The sequence below is a fragment of the Muricoccus radiodurans genome, assembly GCF_050154705.1.
GTDB lineage: Bacteria > Pseudomonadota > Alphaproteobacteria > Acetobacterales > Acetobacteraceae > Roseomonas > Roseomonas radiodurans.
Genome location: NZ_CP189561.1, coordinates 1,293,554 through 1,311,759, shown reverse-complemented (window position 1 = coordinate 1,311,759; position 18,206 = coordinate 1,293,554). Strand labels below are relative to the sequence as shown.

At 71.4% G+C, this 18,206-nt stretch carries 15 protein-coding genes; 4 read left to right on the top strand and 11 right to left on the bottom strand.

Translation table 11 applies throughout. The features are described from left to right. Positions 1 to 10: 10 nt before the first annotated feature. From ACP6CK_RS06435 to ACP6CK_RS06420, 4 genes are all read right to left on the bottom strand, one after another. Positions 11 to 1,300: a class I SAM-dependent RNA methyltransferase gene (locus ACP6CK_RS06435; protein ID WP_426958056.1), complete on the bottom strand. Its 1,290-nt coding sequence runs from the start codon at positions 1,298 to 1,300 to the stop codon at positions 11 to 13. Continuing rightward, entirely contained in the window at positions 1,281 to 1,712 is a 432-nt protein-coding gene (locus ACP6CK_RS06430; RefSeq protein ID WP_426958055.1) for a DUF2721 domain-containing protein, read from the bottom strand. The genes ACP6CK_RS06435 and ACP6CK_RS06430 overlap by 20 nt, the downstream gene beginning before the upstream one ends. Positions 1,713 to 1,722: 10 nt before the next feature. Then, complete coding sequence (locus ACP6CK_RS06425; RefSeq protein ID WP_426958054.1) at positions 1,723 to 2,943, bottom strand: acyl-CoA dehydrogenase; 1,221 nt, start codon at positions 2,941 to 2,943, stop codon at positions 1,723 to 1,725. 88 nt (positions 2,944 to 3,031) lie between these two features. Further along, a complete protein-coding gene (locus ACP6CK_RS06420) occupies positions 3,032 to 5,167 on the bottom strand; it encodes a DEAD/DEAH box helicase (protein ID WP_426958053.1) in 2,136 nt (711 codons plus the stop codon). Positions 5,168 to 5,416: 249 nt separating this feature from the next. Between ACP6CK_RS06420 and ACP6CK_RS06415 the strand changes: the two genes are divergently transcribed. From ACP6CK_RS06415 to ACP6CK_RS06405, 3 genes are all read left to right on the top strand, one after another. Next, complete coding sequence (locus tag ACP6CK_RS06415) at positions 5,417 to 6,112, top strand: alpha/beta fold hydrolase (protein ID WP_426958052.1); 696 nt, start codon at positions 5,417 to 5,419, stop codon at positions 6,110 to 6,112. Positions 6,113 to 6,149: 37 nt separating this feature from the next. Continuing rightward, complete coding sequence (locus ACP6CK_RS06410) at positions 6,150 to 6,623, top strand: hypothetical protein (protein WP_426958051.1); 474 nt, start codon at positions 6,150 to 6,152, stop codon at positions 6,621 to 6,623. Positions 6,624 to 6,696: 73 nt separating this feature from the next. Further along, entirely contained in the window at positions 6,697 to 7,872 is a 1,176-nt protein-coding gene (locus ACP6CK_RS06405; protein ID WP_426958050.1) for a DNA topoisomerase IB, read from the top strand. A gap of 10 nt (positions 7,873 to 7,882) precedes the next feature. Here the strand turns inward: ACP6CK_RS06405 and ACP6CK_RS06400 are convergent, their stop codons facing one another. The 3 genes from ACP6CK_RS06400 to ACP6CK_RS06390 all read right to left on the bottom strand — a co-directional run bounded on the left by ACP6CK_RS06400 (position 7,883) and on the right by ACP6CK_RS06390 (position 11,645). After that, positions 7,883 to 8,872: a Bug family tripartite tricarboxylate transporter substrate binding protein gene (locus tag ACP6CK_RS06400; RefSeq protein ID WP_426958049.1), complete on the bottom strand. Its 990-nt coding sequence runs from the start codon at positions 8,870 to 8,872 to the stop codon at positions 7,883 to 7,885. Between the two features lie 23 nt (positions 8,873 to 8,895). Continuing rightward, positions 8,896 to 10,566 carry an FAD-dependent oxidoreductase gene (locus ACP6CK_RS06395; RefSeq protein ID WP_426958048.1) on the bottom strand — a complete coding sequence of 557 codons (1,671 nt, stop codon included), beginning with the start codon at positions 10,564 to 10,566 and terminating at the stop codon, positions 8,896 to 8,898. Positions 10,567 to 10,637: 71 nt separating this feature from the next. Continuing rightward, on the bottom strand, positions 10,638 to 11,645 hold the full coding sequence (locus tag ACP6CK_RS06390; protein ID WP_426958047.1) for an aldo/keto reductase: 1,008 nt from the start codon (positions 11,643 to 11,645) through the stop codon (positions 10,638 to 10,640). Positions 11,646 to 11,740: 95 nt separating this feature from the next. Between ACP6CK_RS06390 and ACP6CK_RS06385 the strand changes: the two genes are divergently transcribed. Beyond that, positions 11,741 to 12,637, top strand: a complete 897-nt coding sequence (locus ACP6CK_RS06385; RefSeq protein ID WP_426958046.1) for a LysR family transcriptional regulator — start codon at positions 11,741 to 11,743, stop codon at positions 12,635 to 12,637. A gap of 4 nt (positions 12,638 to 12,641) precedes the next feature. On the opposite strand, the gene parE is transcribed toward ACP6CK_RS06385, so the two are convergent. From parE to ACP6CK_RS06365, 4 genes are all read right to left on the bottom strand, one after another. Then, complete coding sequence (parE, locus tag ACP6CK_RS06380; RefSeq protein WP_426958045.1) at positions 12,642 to 14,612, bottom strand: DNA topoisomerase IV subunit B; 1,971 nt, start codon at positions 14,610 to 14,612, stop codon at positions 12,642 to 12,644. A 205-nt stretch (positions 14,613 to 14,817) separates the two neighbouring features. Then, positions 14,818 to 15,327 carry a DNA starvation/stationary phase protection protein Dps gene (dps, locus tag ACP6CK_RS06375; RefSeq protein ID WP_426958044.1) on the bottom strand — a complete coding sequence of 170 codons (510 nt, stop codon included), beginning with the start codon at positions 15,325 to 15,327 and terminating at the stop codon, positions 14,818 to 14,820. 127 nt (positions 15,328 to 15,454) lie between these two features. Next, positions 15,455 to 17,062, bottom strand: a complete 1,608-nt coding sequence (locus tag ACP6CK_RS06370) for an MFS transporter (RefSeq protein ID WP_426958043.1) — start codon at positions 17,060 to 17,062, stop codon at positions 15,455 to 15,457. Between the two features lie 154 nt (positions 17,063 to 17,216). Further along, on the bottom strand, positions 17,217 to 18,185 hold the full coding sequence (locus tag ACP6CK_RS06365) for a Bug family tripartite tricarboxylate transporter substrate binding protein (RefSeq protein WP_426958042.1): 969 nt from the start codon (positions 18,183 to 18,185) through the stop codon (positions 17,217 to 17,219). Positions 18,186 to 18,206 lie beyond the last annotated feature (21 nt).

Genomic DNA, 18,206 nt, shown 5'->3' with positions numbered 1-18,206 from the left:
CCGGCGCCGATCAAGCGCGAAGGAAGGTGACCACCGCCTCGACCTGAGACGACCAAAGGAACTGGTCCACCGCCACGACCCGCTCCACGCGCCAGCCCGGCGCGCGGGCGAGGAGGGCGGCATCCCGCGCCAGCGCGGCCGGGTTGCAGGAGACGTAGATCACCCGCGGAACCGCGGCGCGTGCCAGTACCCCAACCTGCTCCACCGCCCCGGCAAAAGGCGGGTCCAGCACCACCGCCGCGGCTCCGTTCAACTCCGCCGGCAGCAGCGGCTGGCGGGCCAGGTCGCGCCGCGTGGCCCGGATCCGCGCGCCCGCGCGTCCGGCCGCTGCCTGGAGGGCCGTCACGGCCGGCGCTGAACTCTCATAGGCCTCCACGCGCCCGCGCGCCGAGAGGGCGAAGGACAGCGTGCCAAGCCCCGCATGGAGCTCGATGATTCGTGCCTTCGCGGGAAGGCGCTTGCCCAGCCCGCCGAGCACTCCGTCGATGATCGCCGCCTCGCCCTGCGGCGTCGCCTGCAGGAAGGCGCCGGGCGGGGGCACCACCGACGCGCCGGAGAGCACCACGGAGACCGGGCCGGACCCGGCGGCGATCTCCGCCTCGCCACCGCGTCCCTCGGGTGCCCAGGCGATGCGCGGGATCTCCTGTGCGACGCCGAAGTCGGCGAGCCTCGCGCGGTCCGCGGCGGAGAGCGGCGCGTCGGTTCGGAGCAGCAGATCAGGGCCGGTGTCCAGCAGGTTCACCATCGCCGAACCGACCCGCTTCAGCGCCGTTAATCCGGCCAGCATCGCCCGCAGCGGCGCCACCAGTCCGAGCAGCCTGGGGTGGATGACGTAGCAGACCGCCATGTCGAAGGGCTCGGCCGCGCCGCGTGCATGAAAGCCGACCACGATTCCCCCGGCCGTGCGCCGCAGCGCAAAGTCGGCGCGGCGGCGGCTGTTCGGCGGGCTGGTCAGGGCCGGCGGGACGTCGACACCGGGAAATCCCGCGCGGGCCAGCGCCTCCGCCACGCGGCCCGCCTTCCAGGCGGCCTGGGGCGGCATGGCCCAGTGCTGCAAGGCACATCCGCCGCAGGTGCCGAAATGCGGACAGGGCGGTTCCACTCGGTCGGGACTGGCGGACAGGATCGCGTCCACCATGGCCGCGGAGCCGTCGCCGCGGCGTCCGGTGATCGAGGCCTGCACCGTCTCGCCCGGCAGGGTGAACGGGATGAAGGCCGGGCTGCCGTCCGGCAGCGCGGCTACCCCGTCCCCCGCGGCACCCATGCCGCGGATGGTCAGCTCAGCGGCTGGTGCCGTCATCGAGCGGCAGGTGGTCGGAGGCGACGCGCACCTCAGCGAGGAACAGCGTGAGCGAGGTGATGAGGGCCAGCATCGCGCAGACGAGCAGGGCCGCCAGCACCCAGGCGACCGGCACGCCGAGGAAGCCGCCGACGAAGGCCCAGACGATCAGCCCGCACAGCAGGATCGCCGCCGTGACAGCGAAGGCGATCGCGCGATGGACGTAGCGCGCCCGCCTGGCCAGGCGGGACCGCTCCCCTTCGAGGGCCAGCGAACGGCCCTCGCGAATGGACCGCTCCCGGTCGATCAACCGCCCCAGCCGTCCCGTCAGCACGTTCAGGATGCTGAAGATGCCGGTCAGCAGGAAGGCGGGCGCGATGGCCGACTGGATCGCCTGTTCGACGCCCGCGATGTCCCCCGGCCCGGTGATCACCCGCCCGGATTCACCCGAAGGCGTTCAGCCCCGTCTGCGCGCGCCCGAGGATGAGGGCGTGCACGTCGTGCGTGCCCTCATAGGTGTTCACCGTCTCCAGGTTCATGACGTGGCGGATGACGTGGTACTCGTCCACGATCCCGTTGCCGCCGTGCATGTCCCGGGCCACGCGCGCGATGTCGAGCGCCTTGCCGCAGTTGTTGCGCTTCATCAGGGAGATCATCTCCGGCGCCGCCTTGTGCTCGTCGAAGAGGCGCCCGAGCCGCAGCACGCCTTGCAGGCCGAGCGTGATCTCCGTCTGCATGTCCGCCAGCTTCTTCTGAATGAGCTGGGTCTGGGCGAGCGGCCGGCCGAACATCTTGCGGCCCATCGTGTACTCCCGGGCGCGGTGCCAGCAGTCCTCGGCGGCGCCGAGCACGCCCCAGGAGATGCCGTAGCGGGCGCGGTTGAGGCAGGAGAAGGGACCGGCCAGCGACTTCACGCCGGGCATCCGGTTCTCCTCCGGCACGAAGACCTCGTCCATCATGATCATGCCGGTGACCGAAGCGCGGAGGGACATCTTGCCCTCGATCTTCGGCGCGGTGAGGCCCTTCATGCCCTTCTCGAGGATAAAGCCGCGCAGCACGCCCTCGTCGTCCTTCGCCCAGACCACGAAGACGTCGGCGATCGGGGAGTTGGAGATCCAGGTCTTGGAGCCGCTCACGAGGTAGCCGCCATCCACCTTCTTCGCCCGCGTCCGCATGGAGTTGGGGTCGGAACCGGCGTCGGGCTCGGTCAGGCCGAAGCAGCCGACCCATTCGCCGGTGCGGAGCTTCGGCAGGAACTTGTCCTTCTGCGCCTCGGACCCGAAGGCGTGGATCGGGAACATGACGAGCGAGGACTGCACCGAGAAGGCGGAGCGGTAGCCGCTATCCACCCGCTCCACCTCACGGGACATCAGCCCGTAGGAGACGTAGCCCACGCCCGCGCAACCATGGCTGTCCAGCGTTGCGCCGAGGAAGCCCATCTCCCCGAACTCGTTCATGATCTCGCGGTCGAAATGCTCGCGCCGGTTCCCCTCGAGGATGCGGGGCATTAGGCGGGATTGGCAGAACTCGCGGGCGGCGTCGCGGATCATCCGCTCGTCCTCGGTGAGCTGCTCCTCGAGCAGCAACGGGTCCTCCCAGGAGAAAGGCCCCATCTTGGCGGCGGACGAGGCGGTCTTCTGGCCGATCGGCGTGACGACGTTCATGGAAATCCTCCCGAAAGGGCCCGAGCACGGGCACCCCTTAGCACGGATCAGGGCGGGGGAGGGGAGAGTGCCCCGCCCCCGCCGGTGCTCAGGCCGCCTCGGCCTCGCTGTTCGCCGGCCGCTTCGGGCGCGGGACCGGGATCAGCATGAAGGCCGGCGTCGCATCGCCGAAGCCGACCACCGACGGACCGAGGTCGTCGGAGCGATGGCGGTATCCACCCTCCCGCCGGCCGCCACGGCCCTCGTCGCGGTAGCGGTCGCGGCCGCGATCGTCGCGCGGGGCCTCGTCGCGCTCCCCGCCGCGGGCCTCGCGCGGCCGGTCATCACGGGGGCGCTCATCACGGGGCCGCTCGTCGCGCCCCCGGCTCCGATCCTCGCGGCGGGGCTCGTCGCGGTTGCGGGCGGCGTCGCGCGTCACCTCCTCCAGCACACGGTCGCTGCCCCGGATGCCGCGCGGCGCCTCGTCGCGCCGGCCGCGGGCCTCGCGCCGCGGACCCTCCGAGGGGCGCGCCTCGCGTTCACGCCCGGGCTCGGCCCGGCCGGCCTCTGTGCGCGCCGCATCACCCCGGCCCCGCTCGCCACGGCCCCGGTCGCGCTCGCCGCGGCCGCGATCCCGGCCACCGCGCCCGGCGTCGCGGGACGGCGCCCCGCGCCCTCGGCCACGACCGCGCGTGGCCTTCATGCCCTCCTGGATCTCCTCGGCGGAGACGGGGTCCAGCCCCTCGATCGGCATGGGCGGGATGGGGCGGGCCGTCAGCGTCTCGATGGCCGCCACCGCCCGGGCCTCATCGGCTGTGGCGATGGTATAGGCGTGGCCCTCACGCCCTGCCCGGCCGGTGCGCCCGATGCGGTGGACGTAGTCCTCGGCGTGGAAAGGCACGTCGAAGTTGAAGACGTGCGACAGCCCGCCGATGTCGATGCCCCGCGCCGCCACGTCGGAGCAGACGAGGAGCTGGAGCTCCCCGGCCTTGAACTTCTCCAGCGTCGCGAAGCGCATGGACTGCGCGAGGTCGCCGTGCAGGGCGCCCACGCTGAAGCCGTGCTTCTTGAGGCTCTTGTAGAGGATGTCGACGTCCACCTTCCGGTTGCAGAAGATCAGGGCGTTCTGCACGGACTCCCGCCGGATCAGCCGGCGCAGAGCCTCGCGCTTGTCGAACTCCCTCACCCAGACCAGGCCGGCGGTGATCGTGGTGGCGACCGAGGCCGGGGCGGAGACGGTGATCTCCTTCGGGTTCTGCAGGAAGGCGTCCGCCAGGCGCCGGATCTCCGGCGCCATGGTGGCGGAGAAGAACAGCGTCTGCCGCAGCTTCGGCAGCAGCGACACGATCCGCTCCACATCGGGGATGAACCCCATGTCGAGCATCCGGTCCGCCTCGTCGATCACCAGCACCTTGCAGTCGGCCAGCAGGATGCGGCCGCGATCAAACAGGTCCAGCAGTCGGCCCGGCGTGGCGATCAGGACGTCCACGCCCTTCTCCAGCACCGCCCGCTGCTCATCCATGCTCTCCCCGCCGATCAGCAGGGCGTGGGTGAGAGAGAGGTGCTTGCCGTACTTCACGAAGTTCTCGGCAACCTGAAGCGCGAGCTCCCGGGTCGGCTCCAGGATGAGCGAGCGAGGCATCCGGGCCTTGGCGCGCGAGCCCGCCAGGATATCCAGCATCGGCAGGGTGAAGCCCGCCGTCTTGCCGGTGCCGGTCTGGGCGCAGCCGAGCACGTCCCGACCCATGAGCACGACCGGGATGGCCTGCTCCTGGATCGGGGTGGGGTGGACGTAGCCGGACTCGGCCACCGCCTTCAGGATCGGCTCGGACAGCCCGAGGTCGGCGAAGGTGGTCGGCGCCGGAGCGTCCGCTTCGGCGGAGGCGGCCTCCTCCTCGTCGTCCTCGTCCTCATCATCCTCGTCGTCGGAGTCGTCCTCCTCATCCGGGGACGCGTCGTCCTCGTCCTCGTCGTCCTCATCGGAGTCGGACAGGTCGCGGCCGTCCGCCCCGGTTTCGCCGGCGTCGCCTTCCGCGTCCGGGCCCTCGCCGCCCTCGGCCAGGGCTTCCACCGGATGGGCGGCCTCGAAGGCCGGCGTCCCCTCGGCGAAACCGTCAGAGCTGCCCTCGCCGACGGGATCGCCGTCGGCGGCGCCGGAACGCGGGCCGAGCTGCGCCTCGTCCGGGCCGAGCTTCGCCTCGTCCGGGGTGTTGGCGTCCGGGGTGGACTGGTCGTGAATGTTCAAGCGGTCTGTGTTCCTGTGCCGCCGTCCGGCCGGATGGGCAGGGGCGGCGAGTGGTGGGGCTACGTGCGAAGGGGTCGGGCGCTGGCGGCGTGCCGGTGGCGCCCGCCGGAACTCCCGGCGCGGCGCGGCCGAAGCCGCGCATCGCGCAGCCGCTCGCGCGCGATATGCTCCTGCAACGTCAGGGTTGCAAGGCTTCCGCGCGTCCCGCCCCGGTTGCGCGGGGGGGCGTCGCACGAATACCACGGCCACATGGCGCCGATCCCCCTGCTGCTTCTCCCCGGCCTCCTCTGCGATGCGCGCCTCTGGCGCGATCCCGCGGCGGGCCTGTCAGACCTCGTGCAACCTCTGGTCGCCGACCTCACCCTGGACAGCAGCGTGGCCGAGATGGCAGCCCGCGCCCTCAGCCAGGCGCCGCCGCGCTTCGCGCTCGCCGGGCTATCGATGGGCGGCTACGTGGCGCTCGAGGTTCTGCGCCAGGCACCGGATCGGGTCTTGCGGCTCGCCCTCTTCGACACCTCCGCCCGGCCGGACACGCCCGAACAGTCGCGGCGGCGTCGCGGTCTGATGTCCCTCACGCGGTCCGGCCAGTTCCGCGGAGTGACGCCGCGGCTGCTACCACAGCTCGTCCACCCGCGCTTCCTCGACACACCCCTGGCGACAGAGGTGATGGAGATGGCGGAGCGCGTGGGGAAGGACGCCTTCCTCCGCCAGCAGGCGGCCATTCTGTCCCGGCCCGACTCCCGGCCGGACCTGCCGGGAATCGCCGTGCCCACCCTCGTCGGCGTCGGGGCCGAGGATATCCTGACGCCACCGGACCTCGCCCGTGAGATCGCCGCCGGCATCCCCGGAGCCGCCCTGCACGTCATCCCCGACTCCGGGCACCTCCCGAGCATGGAGGTGCCGGAGATCGTCACAAACCTGATGCGGGGCTGGCTGACCGCCTGACCTTTCGGGATGCGGGGCGCCACCCCAGATCCACGGCATGACGCAAGCCCGACGCCTGCTCCTCGCGGTCGCGCTTCTCGCCACGCCGCTCCTGAGTCCGCGTCCCGCCGAGGCGCGTCTGTTCTTCGGCTTCGGCTTCTATGGAGTGGGCATCGGAGTGCCGCTCTACCCGGCTTACCCCGTCTACCCGGCCTACCCTTACGATCCCTACGCCTATTACCCGGCTTATCCGGTGCCGCCGCCGGCCTTCTACCCGCCTATCCCGCCCGCCTATGCGGCCCCGCCGACGGCCGGAATGCCCGCGGCGCCACCACCCTACGCGTCCGCGCCGGGCGCCCTGCCTCGGCCCACCGTGCCGCCGACCGGATCGTCGGTGCCCGGCGGGCTACCTGTCTCCCCGACGTGCCGTGCCGGCGCGCTCTCCTGCCCGGTGCCGGGCCCGGCCACGAGCGGTGACGCTTGTTCCTGCCCGTCCTCGAACAGCCAGCGCGCCTGGGGCCGCGTGGGCTGAAGCGGATGTCGCGTTCGCCGCGCTGAAACCCCGGTCGTGGCGCCTTGTTCCTTCACCTGAAGGAATCCGGTCCATGTCCCAGACCACGCCAGCAACCGATGACAGCGGCCTCATCGTTGATCCGAAGGAGGCCGCCCGCGCCGCGGGGCTCCGCTACGTCACTGACAGCAGGCCAGGCATCACCCGCCGACCGAAGGGCGACGGCTTCGCCTTCCTCGACACCGACGGGAAGGCGATCACGGATGAGGCGACGCTGGCCCGCATCCGCTCCCTCGCCATCCCGCCGGCCTACACGGATGTCTGGATCTGTCCCTCTCCGAACGGCCATATCCAGGCGACCGGCCGCGACGCGCGCGGGCGCAAGCAGTACCGCTACCACCCGCGCTGGCGGGAGACCCGGGACGCCACGAAGTACGAGCACATGGCCGCCTTCGCCGAGGCGCTTCCCGCGATCCGCGCCCGTGTCGCCGCCGACCTCGCGCGCAAGGGCCTGCCGCGGGAGAAGGTGCTGGCCACCATCGTCCGCCTGCTTGAGACCACGCTCATCCGCGTGGGCAACGACGACTACGCGAAGGAGAACGGCTCCTACGGACTGACGACGCTGCGTAACCGGCATGTCGCCGTGGAGGGCAGCGAATTGCGCTTCGCCTTCAAGGGCAAGAGCGGCAAGACCTGGAAGCTGCGGCATTCCGACCGCCGCGTCGCGAAGGTCGTGAAGGCCTGTCAGGACCTGCCGGGACAGGAGCTCTTCGCTTATCTCGATGAGGATGGAGAGCCGCGTCACGTGTCCTCGGGCGACGTGAACGACTACCTGCGGGAGATCACGGGACAGGACATCACCGCGAAAGACTTCCGCACCTGGGCCGGCACTGTCATGGCCGCGCTGGCGTTGCGGGAGTTCGAGGCTTTCGACAGCCAGGCGGCCGCGAAGAAGAACCTGCGCGCCGCGATCGAGCAGGTCTCGGCCCGCCTAGGCAACACCCCGACCGTCTGTCGCAAGTGCTACATCCACCCCGACGTGATGGAGGGCTATATGTCCGGCCAGCTCGTCCTCGAGATCGCGGAGCGGGCCGAGGCGGAGCTGCGCGAGGAGCTTTCCGACCTGCGGCCGGAGGAGGCCGCGGTGCTAGCGCTGCTGGCCCGCCTGAAGGCGGCGAGGCCAGCGCCCGCCGCCGCACCTGTGCGCCGACGGAGCGGCGCCTCGGCCGGCCGGCGCAAGAAGGCGGCGAACCTGGCGGTGGCCGCCTGACTGCGGGGCGCTACTCGACGCGGGTGCCGGAGACGCGGACCACCTCCGCCCACTTTGCCGTCTCGGATCGGATGAAGGCGGCGAACTCGGCCGCCGTCGTCGGCTGCGCCACCGTGCCGATGGTCTCCAGTCGCGCCCGGACCTCGGGCTCCCGCAGCGTCGCCGTGAAGGCGGCGTTCAGCGCCTCCAGGATCGCGGGGGGCGTTCGGGATGGTGCGACGAGGCCGAACCAGCCGACGGACTCGTATCCCGGCAGCCCGGCCTCCGCGACCGTGGGTGTGTCGCGCAGGCTGGATACCCGCTCCGCCGTGGTGACCGCCACCGGAACCACCTGTCCCCCCTGGGCCGGGCCGGCCGCCGAGGTCAGATCCGCCACCGCAAGGTCCGTCTGCCCCGCCACCACCGCCGTCATCGCCGGCGCGCTGCCGCGGAACGGAATCGGTTCCATCCGGACGCCCGCCATCTGCCGGAACAGCTCCGCCGAGAGATGCATCGCCGTCCCGTTGCCGCCATGGGCGACGGTCAGCGGCTCCGCCCGCGTCCGCGCCAGGGCGAGAAGGTCCGCGAGCGTCCGCACGCCGAGCCGGTTGGCCGCGGCGAGCACGAAGGGAATCCCCGCCAGCAGCGTGACCGGCGCGAGGTCCCGCAGCACGTCGTAGGGCATGTTCGGATAGAGGCTCGGGTTTACGGCCAGCGCGCCCGCCGCCCCGATCCCGAGCGTGTGCCCGTCCGGCGATGCCTTCGCGACAAGATCCATGCCGATATTGCCGCCCGCGCCGGGGCGGTTTTCGATGATCAGCGGCTGTCCGAGCCGCGCCTCGACGCGCGGCGCGAGGATGCGGCCGATCACGTCGCTGCTGCCGCCCGGCGGAAAGGTGACGACGAGACGGATCGGGCGCGTCGGGAAGGCCGGTTGCGCGGCCGTCGGCCCCGACACCGCGGCCAGACCCGCAGCACCGAGGGCCCGCAACACCGCGCGCCGGGGGTGACGGAGGTTCATGCTGTTCGCTCCAGTACCTCGGCTCAGGCGGCGAGGCTGCGGGATGCGGCGGTCCCCGCGCCGCGCAGGCGGTCCATCAGCGCGGATGGATCGGCGGGCGGCGCGTCCCCCCGCCAGGCCACGTGCCAGTCCGGCCGCGACAGGACGAGCTTGTGGTCGTAGCCCGCCGCCCGCGCGTCCTCCGCATTGAGGTCCAGCACGGTGAAGGGCATCCCGACGCGCGCAGCGGCCTCTTCCAGCCCCGTGGTGTCCAGCGCGGGGTCGAGGCGGAGCAGAGTATAGCCCGGTCCCACAGCGTCGAGCAGGGACCGCCCGTCCTTCAGCCAGAGATGCGGCGTCCGGCAGCCCGGCACGGTGGAGGGGGTGAAGTCGTACATCGTGTAGGCGGGCGCCTCCGCCCCATCGCCCGCGATGACAGGTGAGTCGGGGTAGAAGTAGCCGAAGTTCAGCCCGCCGCAGCAGTATTGCTGCACGTTCAGGTCGTAGGCTTCCTGGCCGAGCTTCGCGCGCGCCGCGTCGCCCTCCGGGCCTGGTTCCTCGATGTTCGCGGGCACGCCGCCGCGCTGGCGCATCATCGCCAGCGCATGACCCATCGCGAAGCGCGACACCTGCTCCGTGATCGGGCGGCGCTCGGCCTCGTAGGCGTCCAGGATGCCTTCTGGAGCCCAGCCGCGGATGGCGGCGGCCATCTGCCAGGACAGCGTCACCGCATCCGCGATGCCGGCATTCATCCCGTAGCCGGCATAGGGGATCCAGAGATGCGCCGCGTCGCCGGCGATGAAGGCGCGCCGGTCCCGGAAGCGGTCCGCGACGAGGCGGCGGCCCACCCAGTCCTCCTGGCTGATCACCTCGTACCGGAACTCCGGCCCGACGCCGAGAATGGTGCGGATTGCCCAGTCCCGGTCCACGGAGTCGAACTCCGTCTCGTGCTCGTGCAGGTGGTTGTGGACGAGCCACTCGTCCCTCCCATTGATGGCGACGACCGTGCCAGAGCGGCGCGGGTTCAGCGAGAGCGTCATCCAGGCCGGGTCGCCCATCATGCTCAGCAGCTCGGGCGCGCGGATGAGGGTGGATTGCACGCGCTGCACGACGGGCGTGCCCTCCAGCTTCGCGCCGATGGCGCGGCGCACGGTGGAGCGGCCGCCGTCACAGCCCACGATATAGCGCGACGCCGCCGTCGGGGTCTCGCCGCCGTCGAGGTTGCGGAGCGTCGCGCGAACGCCGTCGCGATCCTGCTCGAAGCCCTCCACCACCGTCCGGTTCAGCACGCGCACACCGGGGGTGCGGACGAGGTGGTCGAACAGCACCGGCTCCAGGAAGGTCTGGTTGATCCGGTGCGGCGGCTCCGGCGTCGGCCACCAGGTGTCCGGGCCGCCCGTGGCGGTGTAGCGGTCCCGCCGGCAGGGGATGGGGATACGCGACAGCTCGATCCCGGTGGAGGTCGTGCGGTAGGCGCAGTCATTCGGGAAGTCCGCCGGCAGGCCCGCATCGCGGAGCGCCTGCGCGACGCCGAGCCGCCGGAACACTTCCATCGAGCGCGCCGAAACGTGGTTGCACTTCACGCTGGGCGGCTCACCGGGGCCGCGCATCTCCGCCAGCAGGACCTGAACGCCGCGTGAGGCCAGGTCCATCGCGAGCGTCATGCCCACCGGGCCGCCGCCCACCACCAGCACGTCCGTGTGCAGTTCCTGCATCTCTTGTCCGTCTCACCCCGGTAAGGGCCATATCTATGGCCCTACCGGGGCGAGCGGCAAGCGGCCGGCGGTCAGCCGTGGGCGCGCTCGCTGTCCATGTGCGCCAGCTGCGCCTCCGGATAGCGGGCGCCGGCCGCGGCTCCGGCGGGCATTGCCTCCTCGATCCGGCGCAGCGCCGCCGGATCGAGGCGAATGTCGAGCGCGCCAAGGGCCTCCACCAGCCGGTCCCGGCGGCGGGCGCCGACGAGGGGCAGGATGTCGTCGCCGCGTGAAGCCACCCAGGCAATGGCCAGCTGGGCCACGCTCGCGCCCGTCTCGGACGCCACGGCGCGAAGTGCCTCCACCAGAGCGAGGTTGCGGTCCAGGTTCTCGCCCTGGAAGCGCGGGCTGATGGCGCGGAAGTCGCGGCCCGCGCCGCCGCTGCCGCGGGTGCAGTGGCCGCTGATCAATCCGCGCGACAGGACGCCGTAGGCGGTGATTCCGATGCCCAGCTCCCGGCAGGTCGGAAGGATCTCGTCCTCGATCCCGCGGGAGAGGAGCGAGTACTCGATCTGCAGGTTGCTGATCGGGTGCACGGCATGAGCGCGGCGGATCGTCTCCGCGCCGACCTCAGAGAGCCCGATGTGGCGGATGTGACCCTCCTCCACCAGGCGCGCCATGGCGCCGATGCTCTCCTCGATCGGCACGGCCGGGTCCAGGCGAGCGGGGCGGTAGATGTCGATGTGGTCGGTGCCGAGCCGCCGCAGCGAATAGGCCACGAAATTGCGGATCGCGGCCGGGCGGGAGTCGTAGCCGCTCCACTCGCCGGTCGGGCCGCGCAGGGCGCCGAACTTCACGCTGATCGTCAACCGGTCCCGCGGCAGGGTCTTCAGGGCCTGGCCGATCAGCATCTCGTTGTGGCCCATGCCGTAAAAGTCGCCGGTATCGAGAAGGGTGATCCCGCGCTCCACGGCGGCGGCGATGGTGGCGAGGCTCTCGGCCTCGTCCGCCGGGCCGTAGAAGTCCGGTGACATGCCCATGCAGCCGAGGCCGAGGGCGGAGACGGTGGGACCGGTGCGGCCGAGTTGGCGCTGTTCCATGGGGAGGTTCCTCTCAACGGGGTGGCGCCGATATGCACCTGCACGCCGAGGCTCTGAATGCCGTATGATGCGTATGGTCTGTTCGGGATTCACGAATGATCCGGCCCTCGCTGGAGGACCTATCCCTCCTGGCCGCGGTGTCACGCCACGGCAGCTTCCGCCGCGCGGCCCGGGACGCCGGGATCTCGCCGTCCAGCGCGACGGAACGCATCCGCTCCGTCGAGGACCGGGTCGGCGTGCGCCTGCTGAACCGCACCACGCGGAGCGTTTCGCTGACCGAGGCCGGTGCAGCACTACTGGCCCGGCTGGCGCCAGCGTTGGAGGAGATCACCGCGGCCCTCGAGGCGGCGGGCGAGGCTGGAAGTGCCGTCTCGGGAACGCTTCGGATCAACGCGCCGCCCCCGGCCGCCCAGCTTGTCCTCGCCCCGCTTCTCGCGCCGTTCCTCGCGCGGCACCCCCGCGTGGTCGTCGAGATCCGGTCGGAGAGCGGCTTCGCCGACATCGTGCGGGAGGGCTTCGACGCGGGCGTGCGGTATGGCGAGAGCCTCGCGCAGGACATGATCGCGGTCCGGCTTGGGGGACCGCAGCGCTACGTCGTCGTCGCGTCGCCCGGGCTCATCGCGCGGGTGGGGGCGCCCACCGAGCCGCGGGCGTTGCTCGGGCTGCCCTGCATCCGCACACGCTTCAGCAGCGGTACGATGCTGCCCTGGGAATTCGAGCGCGAGGGGGAGGTGCTGACGATCCGGCCCGAAGGACCGGTGATCGTGGGGGATGGGCAGACCGGGCTGATCGCCGCGATGGACGGCCTCGGCTTCTACGCGACCTTCGAGGGCTGGGCGCGCCCGGCCATCGAGGCCGGGCGGCTCGTCCCCGTGCTGGACGACTGGTTGCCGCCCTTCGAAGGACCGTTCCTCTACTACCCGTCCCGCCGGCACATGCCGGCGCCGCTTCGGGCCTTCGTGGACTTCCTGAAGGAGACCGTCCGGGCCTGACGGCTCAGACGTCCACCTCTGCCTCGTCCAGCTTACCCGCGTTCTCCTGGATGAACTTGAAGCGCAGCTCGGGCTTGCGGCCCATCAGGGCTTCGATCAGCTCGGCGGTCTGGGCCCGCTCCTCCTGCGGCAGCACGACCCGGAGCAGTGTGCGCTTGCGCGGGTCCATGGTGGTCTCCTTCAGCGACATGGGCGGCATCTCGCCCAGGCCTTTGAAGCGGCTGACCTCGACCTTCTGGTTCGCCTTGAACTCGCGCTTCAGGATGCGCTCGCGGTCCGCGTCATCCCGCGCATAGACCGACTTGCCGCCGTGCTGCAGGCGGTACAGCGGCGGCTGCGCGAGAAAGACGCGCCCCTCCCGCACCAGGGCGGGCAGCTCCTTGTAGAAGAAGGTCATCAGCAGGGCGGCGATGTGGGCGCCGTCCACGTCCGCATCCGTCATGATGATAATGCGGCCGTAGCGCAGCCGAGCGAGGTCGAACCGGTCGCCGATGCCGCAGCCCAGCGCCTCCACAAGGTCCCGGAGCTCCTGGTTCGCGCGCAGCTTCTCCGTGCTGGCCGAGGCCACATTCAGGATCTTGCCGCGCAGCGGCAGCACTGCCTGGGTCTCGCGGCTGCGCGCCTGCTTCGCGGATCCGCCGGCCGAATCGCCCTCGACGAGGAAGATCTCGGTGCTCGCCGCGTTCTCGCTGGAGCAGTCGGCCAGCTTGCCGGGCAGGCGCAGCTTGCGGGTTGCCGTCTTGCGCGGCGTGTCCTTCTGCTCGCGCCGGCGAATGCGGTCCTCGGCGCGCTCGATCGCCCAGGCGAGGAGGTTATCGGCCGTGCGCGTGTCGCCGGTCAGCCAGTGATCGAAATGATCGCGCAGACCGCCCTCGACGAGGCGCGCGGCCTCCGCGCTGGTCAGCTTGTCCTTGGTCTGCCCCTGGAACTGCGGATCGCGAATGAAGACGGAGAGCATCCCGGCGAGTCCGCCGAACAGGTCCTCCGCCGTCACGTTGGCGGCGCGCTTCTCCTTCTTCAGCTCGCCGTAGGCACGCAGGCCCTTCACCAGGGCGTTGCGGAAGCCCGTCTCATGCGTGCCGCCTTGCGGCGTCGGAATGGTGTTGGCGTAGGTGCTGACAAAGCCCTCGCCGCCCTCCAGCCAGGTCGCGGCCCATTCGGCGCGGCCGGCGCCGCCGGGGAAGCTCACCTCGCCGGCCCAGGGGGCGGGGACGACGGTCGGCTTTCCCTCCACCGCGGCGGCCAGGTAGTCGGTCAGGCCTCCGGGAAAATGCAGGCTGGCGGAGGCGGGCGTATCGTCCTTGATCAGCGCCGGATCGCACGACCAGCGGATCTCCACGCCTTTGTAAAGATAGGCCTTGGATCGGCAGAAGCGGTACAGCCGGGCCGGCGAGAAGATCAGCTTCCCGAAGATGTCGGGGTCCGGGTGGAACCGGATCGTCGTGCCGCGGCGGTTGTGCACGGGGCCCGCGTTCTTCAGCTTCCCGAGCGGCTTGCCGCGCGAATAGGCCTGGGTGAATAAGGTGCGGTCCTTCGCGACCTCCACCTCCATGCGCTCGGACAGCGCGTTCACCACGGACGACCCCACGCCGTGCAGACCGCCGGAGGTCTCGTACGCCTTGCCCGAGAACTTTCCACCCGAGTGCAGGGTCGTGAAGATGACCTCCAGCGCCGAGAGCTTCGGGAACTTCGGGTGCGGGTCCACCGGGATGCCGCGGCCGTTGTCGCGCACAGAGAGCCAGTTGCCCGGCTCCAGCGTCACCTCAATCCGGTCAGCATGGCCGGCCACCGCCTCGTCCATCGCGTTGTCGATGATCTCGGACGCCAGATGGTGCAGCGCGTTCTCGTCCGTGCCGCCGATGTACATGCCGGGGCGGCGGCGGACGGGCTCCAGCCCTTCCAGGACCTCGATGTCGGCCGCGGAATACGAGGCGTTGGCCGGGCCGCGCTGGTTGCGGTTGAAGAGGTCGTTCATGCTCTGTTCCGGGTCCTCAGTCACACTTAGTCCTCCCCGGCCGGGGTTGCAACCACGAACTGACCGAGGGGCAAGCGGGCCCGGAACGGCATAAGCCGTTGAAAATAATCATTCATAACCTGAGAAGTCCCCCGGCCGCCCCCCAGCGGCCAGGGTCAGGTCTAGCGCCGGGCCCCGCCCCGCGGGAAGGGCCGGCGGAAGAGGCTCAATCCTTGCCCTGCAGGTGGGCCTCGATCATCCACAGGGCCTTGTCCACCTCGCGGGACACGTCGGTGATCAGGTCGGCCGTGTCGGCGTCCCCGGCCTCGTCCGTCTTGTCGATGCCCTCGCGCAGGTTGTGGGCGAGCTGCGCATAGCGATCGGCTAGCTGCTTGCAGTGGTCCAGCCCGTCCAGCGTGTCCGCGGGATAAGGGGAGATGCGGGTCTTCGCGCCCACGGCCTGGGTGGTGCCGTCCGGGATGCCACCCAGCTGCACCGCGCGCTCGGCCAGCTCGTCCGTCTGCTCACCGAGCATGTCGTAGAACTTCTCGAACATCAGGTGCAGGCCGTAGAAGTGGCTGCCCTTGACGTTCCAGTGCGCCTGGCGCGTGGCGTTGGTCACGTCGATCATGTCGGCCAGCACGGCGTTCAGCACAGCCACGCTCTCGGCCTTCGCGTTGCCGGGGGTGTCGTTTCGGGTCTGGTTCCGGGGCTTGTCGCTCGCGGCTCGGGCCATGATGGCTCCTCTCTCGGTGGAAGGTTGCGGCCCGGCACTTCGCCCGGGTTCGGCAAGCCCAATGTGGGAGGGGTGCGGAAGGTTGCAGCCCATCGGGCATGAGGGCGGCGCATGACGGTCGCGCCGCTCAGGCCAGGGCCAGCGGCACTTGCAGGAAGCGTTCGGCCTGCGGCCCCGGTTCGGCCCGATGGAAGGCGGCGGCGCGGATCAGGGCGGCATGGTCGGCCTCGCTGAGCCTCCCCTGTTCCCGCAGGTGATCCGTCCAGGAGGGAACGGCCCAGATCTCCAGATAGCGCTCCGGCCGGGCCACATCCTCGTACAGTCGCCAGAGAAGCGCGCCGGCGCGGAGACGCACGCCCCGCACCTCGGCCATGGCGGACAGGAAGGCGGCGCGGTCGGCGGCGGGCACCTCGTAGCGCACGCTTTCCAGCACGCGGTCTCGCGACTCGTCGAACAGCGCGAGCAGGTCAGGCGAGGCGGCGGCCGGCATCGGCTCAGCCCGCGCCGCCGTGCCGGAGTCGGGGACGGCCGGTGGTGCCTCCAGCGGCAGGTGCCGGACGAGAACCGACAGGACGGCGCAGGCGATCCCGAAGGCGGTCAGTGCGACGGGAATGCCGTAGGCGCTCCCCAGCACTCCGCCGGTGGCGGAGCCCGCCGCCAGGCCGCCGAAGGTTGCGACCTGGAACAGCCCGATGGCCCGCGCCCGCACCCAGGGGCGGGCCGCCATCTGCGCCGCGGCCGATAGGGTGCTCGCCACCGCCAGCCAGGACGCGCCATAGGCCAGCATCGCCAGAACCGCCGGCAGCCAATGCGTGGACAGGCCCAGAAGGATGATCGAGGCCCCGCAGGCGATGCTGCCCCAGACCACCATGGCGGAGGGCGAGACGCGCGCCCGCAGCCCCGGCAGGGCGAAGCCCGCGGAGACCGCGCCGATGCCCATGCAGCCGAGCAGCAGCCCGAAGGCTTCCGGCCCGAGCCCCAGACGCTGCCGCACGAGGAGCGGCAGCAACCCCCACACCGCCGAGGCCGAGAAGAAGGCGACCACCCCTCGGACGATCACGCCGCGCATGGCCGGACTGGCCGCGACATAGCGGAGCCCGGCCCGCATGGCGTCGAGCAGTCCCTCGCTGGGCAGCGCGTCGGATCGGGGCGCCCGCTTCCAGGCGAGGATTGCCGCGATGAGCACGAGGAAGGACAGGGCGTTGAAGGCGAAGGCCGCTCCGGCTCCGACCCAGCCGATCAGCAGCCCGCCGAAGGCCGGCCCGACGGCGCGCGCGAGATTGAAGGCCATGCCGTTCAGGACGATCGCCTGGGCGAGGTCCGCGCGTGGCACCAGTTCCGGCGTGGTCGCGGCCCAGGCCGGGAAGTTCGCGGCGGCGCCCACCCCAATCAGGAAGGTCAGCGCCAGCAGCCCCCAGGGGCCCAGCGCCCCGAGGGAGGTCAGGACGCAGAGCAGGCAGGCCACCGCACAGACCCAGACCTGCGTCCCCAGGAGGAAGCGCCGCCGGTCCACGATATCCGCCAGCGCCCCCGCGGGCAGGGCGAGCAGGAACACCGGCAGAAGCGAGGCCACCTGCACGAGGCTGACCATGAGCGGGGAGGGGGAGAGGGAGGTCATCACCCATCCCGCCGCCGTGCTCTGCACCCAACCCCCGATGTTGCTCACCAGCGTGGCGACCCAGAGCATCCGGAAGACCGGGTGACGGAGGGGGACGAAGGCGGCGGGGAGTCGCATCGGAGGGGAAGGTGGCACGTCCGGCCCCGGTTGCACCAAGGTCATCCGCGGCGAAGAGACGGCGCGAATGGCCGAGGCGGGATCACCGGCGCGCTGCCAGCCAGGACTCCCGCCGCTCTACGGAGCAACGGGGCCGTAGGCCGGTGGCCGGCCGTTATTCCAGCCGGATATCCGCTTCCCGCACCACCGTCCCCCATTTGTTGGACTCGGCCTGGACGAAGCGCTCGAACTCCGCGGGGCTCATGGGGCTGGGCTGGGCGGCGGTCCCGATCAGCCGGGCCGCGACCTCGGGGTCCCGCAGCACCGCGCCGATCTCGGCGGAGAGGCGTTCCACGATCTCCATCGGCGTGCCGCGCCGGACGAAAACGCCCTGCCAGTCCACGGCCTCGTAGCCCGGCAGGGTTTCGGCGATGGCCGGCACGTCCGGCAGCGCCGGCAGGCGCCCGGTCCCAGTGTGGCCGAGAGCGCGCACTGTCCCTGCCTGCACATGGGTGGTCGTGCCGCTCGCGCTTCCGAAGACGAAGGGCACCTGGCCCGCGATCACGTCCGCCACCGCCGGCCCGCCGCCGCGATAGGGCACGTGGTTCACAGAGATCCCCGCCGCCCGCGTGAACAGCGCCAATGACAGGTGCTGGTTCGAGCCGTTGCCCGAGGACGCCCAGGCCACGTTGCCCGGCGCCGCCTTCGCCATGGCGATCACGTCGGCGACCGTCCGCGCCTGGACCGAGGGATGCGCCAGCAACAGGTTCGGGAAGGTGACCGCCAGCGTGACCGGCTGGAAGTCGCGGATCGGGTCGAAGGGCAGGTTGCGGAACAGCGCCGGGTTCACCACGACCGCGCCCGCATCGTGCATGAAGGTGTAGCCATCCGGGTCGGTGCGGGCGAGCGCGGCCTCCCCGATCGAGCCGGTGGCACCGCCGCGGTTCTCAATGACGATCGGCTGCCCGAGCCGCGCCGACACGCGCGGGTAGATGAGCCGGGCCACCGTGTCCGACCCGCCGCCGGGCGGGTAGGGGACGATCACCCGCAACGGCCGGTTCGGCCAGGCGCCCTGGGCCGAGGCGCGGATCGCCGGCAGGGCCAGCGCCGCGCCCACGAGAGCGCGGCGGGTCGTTCTGTTCATTCTCGTTCCTCCCCGGCGCGA